At 66.9% G+C, this 6071-nt stretch carries 5 protein-coding genes; 4 read left to right on the top strand and 1 reads right to left on the bottom strand.

Features of this window, described 5'->3' with window-relative positions:
- The coding region (locus tag ACT84W_RS01890; protein WP_444328010.1) for an SPFH domain-containing protein at window positions 1-1086 on the top strand (1086 nt) is incomplete at its 5' end.
- Window positions 1087-1275: 189 nt separating this feature from the next.
- Here ACT84W_RS01890 and ACT84W_RS01885 read toward each other — a convergent pair.
- On the bottom strand, window positions 1276-1821 hold the full coding sequence (locus ACT84W_RS01885) for a DUF362 domain-containing protein (protein WP_444328009.1): 546 nt from the start codon (window positions 1819-1821) through the stop codon (window positions 1276-1278).
- A 102-nt stretch (window positions 1822-1923) separates the two neighbouring features.
- On the opposite strand from ACT84W_RS01885, the gene ACT84W_RS01880 reads away from it, so the two are divergent.
- The 3 genes from ACT84W_RS01880 to dnaX form a co-directional block, all read left to right on the top strand.
- Window positions 1924-2910, top strand: a complete 987-nt coding sequence (locus ACT84W_RS01880) for a Gfo/Idh/MocA family protein (protein ID WP_444328008.1) — start codon at window positions 1924-1926, stop codon at window positions 2908-2910.
- A gap of 72 nt (window positions 2911-2982) precedes the next feature.
- Window positions 2983-4125, top strand: a complete 1143-nt coding sequence (locus tag ACT84W_RS01875) for a zinc-ribbon domain-containing protein (RefSeq protein ID WP_444328007.1) — start codon at window positions 2983-2985, stop codon at window positions 4123-4125.
- 161 nt (window positions 4126-4286) lie between these two features.
- Window positions 4287-6071 (top strand): DNA polymerase III subunit gamma/tau (gene dnaX / locus ACT84W_RS01870; protein ID WP_444328006.1); only part of this gene is annotated, 1785 nt, incomplete at its 3' end.

Genomic DNA, 6071 nt, shown 5'->3' with positions numbered 1-6071 from the left:
GGGGGCACGCCGTTTCCGGCGGAGGTCTACTTCATCAATCTGGCGAAGGTCATTCAGACGCGCTTTGCGGTGCGATACTTCGACGTCTTCGACACGCGCTTTCCGGACATTGGCGTTCCCGTGGCAGTTCGCGGTGCCATTACTTTCCACATTGCCGATTACCGGAGGTTCATCGAGCTGCATCGACTTGACGAGTTCGGTATTGAGGACTTCCGGACGCAGATAAAAGACACGGTTTCTCGCCGTGTAAAGACGATCTTGGCCGATATGCCTATGAACCTCGAGATTCCTTTGCAGCAGCTCGCGGGCCGTACCGACGACTTATCCGAGCTCGCGCAAAGGGCGCTCGCCCCGCGGCTTTTGGAGACATTTGGCATTGAGGTTGGTTCGCTCGACATCTCCGCGATTGATGTGGACAAAGAAAGCGAAGGGTATCAGCAGCTGATGTGGGTGTCTCGTGACGTGGCTGTGGCGACTGTCCGTGCGCAGACGGAGGCAAACGTCAAGAATATCCATGACATGCAGCGCGTTCAGATGGAGAACCTTCAGGAAACGCTGCGCATTGAGCGCGAAGAGGGTCAGTATCGGGTGCATAAGCAGACTCAATCCGCGAACCTGCCTTCGTTCCAGATAGAGACGCAGGCGGAAGTCGGCGTTGCAGGTGCGGAGGCGCTAGGGCACATGGGTGAGCACGGTTCGGCGAGCGTTGGCCTTGGCGGCGGGGGAGGAATGGATATGGCCGGCATGGCGGCGGGCATGGCGGTCGGCAGCGCCGTTGGTCAGAACATCGCAAGCACGTTGAACGGCATAATGGGCGGCTCTCCTTCCGGTTCTGGTGCGGCTCCGGGGGCTTCTGTGCCGCCGCCGATTCCTGTCGAGCGATATCACGTGGCCGTCAATGGCGCCGCGGCGGGACCGTTTGACCTTGCGGCTCTTCGTGGTATGGCGACGGCCGGGGACCTCGCTCCGTCTTCTCTTGTTTGGAAAGAAGGGATGGCCGATTGGGCACCGGCGAGCTCCGTGGCAGGGCTTGCGGTTCTGTTCAACAACGGCGGGGCAACTCCGCCGCCGATACCCGAACAGTAATCGGCGCTTGCGGCGTCCTTCTTGCCAAGAAAACAGCGAGGCTCCCTCCGGTTTTGCCCATACGTTGCCTGTTTGAGGCGGTGTTTTGGGCAAAACGGGAGGGAGCTTCGTGTGTCGGCGCTGCTGCGGCGACTCGCGCCCGGCGACTCGCGCCCGGCGACCCGCGCCCGGCGCGCCGCGCGCGAAAACCTACTTCACGCGGACGAGCTCGTACTCGTGGGTGCCGAGCCCGATCTTCTCGGCGTGCTCGATGCAGCTCTGCCAGTCCGTGTCCGGATGCGTGATGTAGAGCTTGTCGCCCGCGTGCTCTTCGTCGAGCTCGCCGGCGTCCTCGAGCTTCTGGCGCATGCGCGTGAACTCGGTGTCGGGCAGGGGAGCGGCGGCCTGGACGGCGTCGATGCGCGCCTGGTCGAGCGCGACCGGGTCGAAGCTCGCAAAGAAGCCGATGTCGCCGACGATGGGCTTGTCGTTCTCGTCGTGGCAGTCGCAGTTGGGGCTCACGTCGATGGCGAGGCTGATGTGGAAAGAGGGACGCCCGTCGACGACGGCCTTCGTGTACTCGGCGATCTTGTAGTTGAGGACCTCGGGCGCGGCGTCGTAGTCGGGATGGATGGCGTCCTGGTTGCACACGGCGATGCAGCGGCCGCAGCCCACGCAGCGTTCGTGGTCGATGCTGGCCACGTGGACCTCGCGCTTCTTGCCGCTTGGGATCGTTGCGGCGCCGGGATCCCTCATCCGCGGCGCAATGGCAAAATGCTATCACCTGAGCGGCCTTCGGCGCCTCGCCGCCGCCCCGTGCGCTATCTTGGCAAGGAGAAGCGACGACGGGAGGTTGCCATGGCGGTTGAGGGGACGGTTCGCTGGGGAATCCTCGGTGCGGGCGGAATCGCAAAGAGGTTCGCCGCGAGCCTTGCGGGGGTCGAGGGCGCGCGGCTCGTCGCGGTGTCCGGGAGGTCGGCCGGGCGGCTGGCGGCGTTCGCGCCGGCGCGCATCTACGCCGACGGCTCCGATGGCGCGGCGGCGCACGAGCGGCTGCTCGCCGACCCCGAGGTCGATGCCGTTTACCTGGCGCTTCCGCACTCGATGCACGCGCGCTGGGCCGTCTGCGCTCTGCGCGCCGGAAAGGCCGTGCTCTGCGAGAAACCGGCGGTGCTCACGGCAGACGAGGCTCGCGAGGTCGCCGCCGTTGCACGTGAAACCGGCGTGCTCTTCGTCGAGGCGATGAAGTGCCGGTTCGTGCCGCTCCATTCCCGTGTACAGGCACTTCTTGGCACCGGTGAGCTGGGGCGGGTTTGCCGGATCGACTGCGCGCAGCTCGTCGACTACGGCGAGGGCCGCCTCGGCTACCTTGCCGAGCCCGTGGGCGGCGGCGCCCTGTATGACCTGGGCTGCTATCCCATGAGCTGGGTCGAGGAACTGACGTGCGGCGCGCCGACGGGCGTATCTGCCCTCGCGCGTTGGAAAGAAGTGCCCGGCGGCCGTGTGGACTGGGCGGGCCGCGCGGAGCTTGAGTTCGCGGGAGATGTCGAGGCAACCGTCGCTTGGGCGGGAGACTCCGCCAACTACGACTGCTCATGCCTGATTACCTGTGAGAACGGCAGCATCGCCGTTGAGCGCGCGCATCGGCCGGAGCGCGCCGTCGTCCACCGGGCGGGCCGTCCCGACGAGGTCGTCGAGGCGCCTTACGATCCCGACGACTTCCACGGCGAGATCGCGCACTTCTGCGTGCTTCTTCGCTCCGGGGCGGCCGAGAGCCCGGTCATGCCGCTTGCGGCGACGGTGCGCAACGCCGAGCTTCTGGACGCGGTCCGCGCGCGAATGTAGCGCGTCCCTCGTGTGGCGGCCCCTGCGGATGCTGCGCTTTTCCCACGAATCGTTGCGTCGGACGGAGCGAACATGATTTGCCCTTATTGCCATCATGAGATAGATGACGAGGCGGCGTTCTGCCCGGAATGCGGGCACCCGCTTGAGGACGCGACGAGTGTTGTCCCCGCAAAGAAGTCCCACGTCAAGGTGATCGCCATCGTCGTCGCTGCGGTGTGCCTTGTCGCCGGCGCGGCGTGGTGGCACTACGACCAGCAACAGAAGGCCGCCCAAATTGCCCGCGAGCGCGCGGCGGCGCTCTATAGCGTCAAGGTGACGGTGTCCGCCGACGGGTGGGACACCGCGGCGGGCGCCTCGAAGCTCCCGGTCAAGGTCTCGGGGACGAAGTCGGACGGCTCGTCGGTCGACGAGGTCCAATACGTGGACTCAACAGGCGCAGGTATCGAGCTCTCCCAGGGTACGTACGAACTGGTCGTCGTCGCGTCGCCCATTGCCGCAGACGGCACGGTGTACACCTATCCGGACAACACGATCGCGTGCGAGGTGGGGGACCTCGACCCCGATGTGAGCATCGACCTTTCCGCCGAGTCGGGCGGGACGGTCGCGATTGCGCTTTCCCCCGTGGCGGCGCTCGACGTAACGGACGGGCAGCTTTCCGATGCCACGCATTACGCGATGCTGGGCGGTGTCGATTCGGACGACGCTGCAAAGAGCCTCTGGGATGCGGCCACCAAGCGCCGTGACGACGCCATCGCGCAAAAGAAGGCGGAGGAGGCGAAGGCCGCCCGTCACGTTACTGCCCAGACGTTCCAGCTCGACCTGCCCGCCTGCTGGGACGGTCGCGTGAAGGTCACGGTCGAGGGCGATACCGTGACGGTGTACTCAAAGAAGTACAGCAATATGGCGGTATGCTCGATTGAAGGCAATAACGGCCCCGTGTATGCAGTGGGTGACATCGGCAGCGGGTGCATCGCCGACGTCGAGCTCAGGGGCGGAAAGTATGCAGAGATCTGGATGACGCGCTGGGGCTGGATGTACGACTATCAGCAAAACTTGAAGGAAAAGCCGAGCCCGTACTACTCGGAAGAGAGCGTCTCGGAGCTGATCGACCTTCAATCCGGTGGTAGGTGCACGCTCGCCGATACTCAGGCGGATTCCCTTTGTGCGGACCAGATCCTGCTGGACCTCATCAAACCCTCGATTCGCGCGCTTTAAGCCATGGGCGGCCCCGTCCGCCGTTGACGGGCCCGCGCCGATCCCGCCGCCCGCCCGCTTCTTGTCTCGCGCTTCTCTCCAGGGCGCCGCCTGCCTTCCCTCGGCCGGCGGCGCTCACGGGTATACTGGTAGCCCAGCTATCGAGAAGCCGCGGAGGCCGCATGGAATCGCTCTATACAAAGTACCGCCCACAGACGTTCGAGCAGGTCGTCGGCCAAAAACACGTGGTCGAGACGCTCATGCGCGCTGTTTCGGAGCACAAGACGAGCCATGCGTACCTCTTTTGCGGACCGCGCGGCACGGGCAAGACCACCATGGCGCGCCTACTTGCCAAGGCCCTCATGTGCGAGAAGGGCGAGGGCCTGCCCGACGGCACCTGCGAGCAGTGCCGGCTCATCGCCGCCGGCGAGCACCCCGACGTGGCCGAGCTCGACGCCGCGTCGCGCACCGGCGTGGACAACGTCCGCGACGAGATCATCAGCCGCGTGAACTACGCCCCGACGATGGGCCGCTGCAAGGTCTACATCATCGACGAGGTCCACATGCTCACGACGGCGGCGTTCAACGCGCTGCTGAAGACGCTCGAGGAGCCGCCCGAGCACGTCATCTTCATCATGTGCACGACCGACCCGCAGAAGGTCCTGCCCACGATCCTCTCGCGCGTTCAGCGCTTCGACTTCCATTCCATCGCCCCCGACGAGATGCAGGCGCACCTCGCCTATGTGTGCGGCCGCGAGGGCTTCACCTTCGACGACGCCGCGCTCGAGCTCGTCGTGCGCCACGCGCGTGGCGGCATGCGCGACGCGCTGACCTCCTTGGAGCAGCTCAGCGTTTTTGGCAACGGCCACATCGGCGTCAAGGCTGCGCAGGACTTCCTCGGCGAGGTTTCCGGGTCCGTTCTGGGCACCACGGCGACGGCGCTCGCCCAAAGGGACGTGCCGGCGCTCTTTGCCGAGGTCGAGAAGCTCGTGGGATCGGGCCGCGACCTGCTGCAGTTCACCCGCGAGCTCGCCGGGCATGTGCGCGACGTCTACGTTGTATCGGTCGCGCCGGACGCTCCGGGCGCGGTGAGCGCGACGGGGGAGGCCCTCGACGCCCTGCGCGCCGAGGCGGCCGCCTTCGGCTCGCCCGACCGCGTCGCCCGCGTCCTCACCGTGCTCGGCGACGCCTCGAGCGAGATGCGCACCGCCACCAACCAGCGGCTCGTTCTAGAGATTGCCTTCACGCGCATCGCGCGGCCGGAGACTGACCTCACGGTCGAGGCGCTCGCCGATCGTCTCGCCATCCTCGAGCAGAAGCTGGAAAGAGGTGCATTCGCGGCGGTGCCGGTCGCTGGGCCGACAGCCGCGCCCGGTGTCGCGAGCACTGCGGCTTCTCAAGTGCCGACGTCGGCAGCTCCCGCTCCGGCAGCCCCGGCTCCCTTTGCTGACACGAGTCGCGCAGCTGGCGAGCGCCGAGCTGGCAACGGAGGTGCCGGGGTGTCCCAGCCGGCGATGACATCTCAGCCCGCATTCGTGCAGCAGCCCGCGCCTCAACCGACGATGGCCCCGCAGCCCGCGCAGCAACCGGCCCGCCCGCAGCAGCCCGCGCGGCAACCGGCGCGCCCGCAGCAGCCAGTGCCTCAGCCGGCGATGGCCCCGCAGCCCGCCGCCGCGGCGTCCTCCGCCCCCATGGCGCCCGCTGCGCTGCAGCGCGCCTGGAAGCAGGTTGTCGACGGCCCGCTCAAGCAGTCTCCCGCCAAACGCTCCCTGCTGCTGTCCGCCTCGCCGGTCTCCGACGATGGGGAGACGCTCACCGTCGGCCTGCCCGCCGGCTCCGGCTTCGCGCTGAAGATGCTCGAGCGCGGCGACGTCCGCGCGGTGGTCGATCCCGCTGTGCACGCGGTGTTCGGACACAGGAAGGTCGTCTTCACCGAGGTCGGTGCCGCACCGAAGCCCGCGGCGCAG

Source organism: Paratractidigestivibacter sp. (assembly GCF_052362415.1).
Classification (GTDB): Bacteria; Actinomycetota; Coriobacteriia; order Coriobacteriales; family Atopobiaceae; genus Paratractidigestivibacter.
The sequence above is the reverse complement of the archived record's forward strand: the minus strand, read 5'-3'. Positions and strand labels throughout refer to the sequence as shown.

Excerpts from the sequence above, each read along its gene's own strand:
- ACT84W_RS01880 (WP_444328008.1), top strand. The coding sequence starts at position 1,924 with ATGGCGGTTGAGGGGACGGTTCGCTGGGGAATCCTCGGTGCGGGCGGA.
- ACT84W_RS01885 (WP_444328009.1), bottom strand. The coding sequence starts at position 1,821 with ATGAGGGATCCCGGCGCCGCAACGATCCCAAGCGGCAAGAAGCGCGAG.
- ACT84W_RS01875 (WP_444328007.1), top strand. The coding sequence starts at position 2,983 with ATGATTTGCCCTTATTGCCATCATGAGATAGATGACGAGGCGGCGTTC.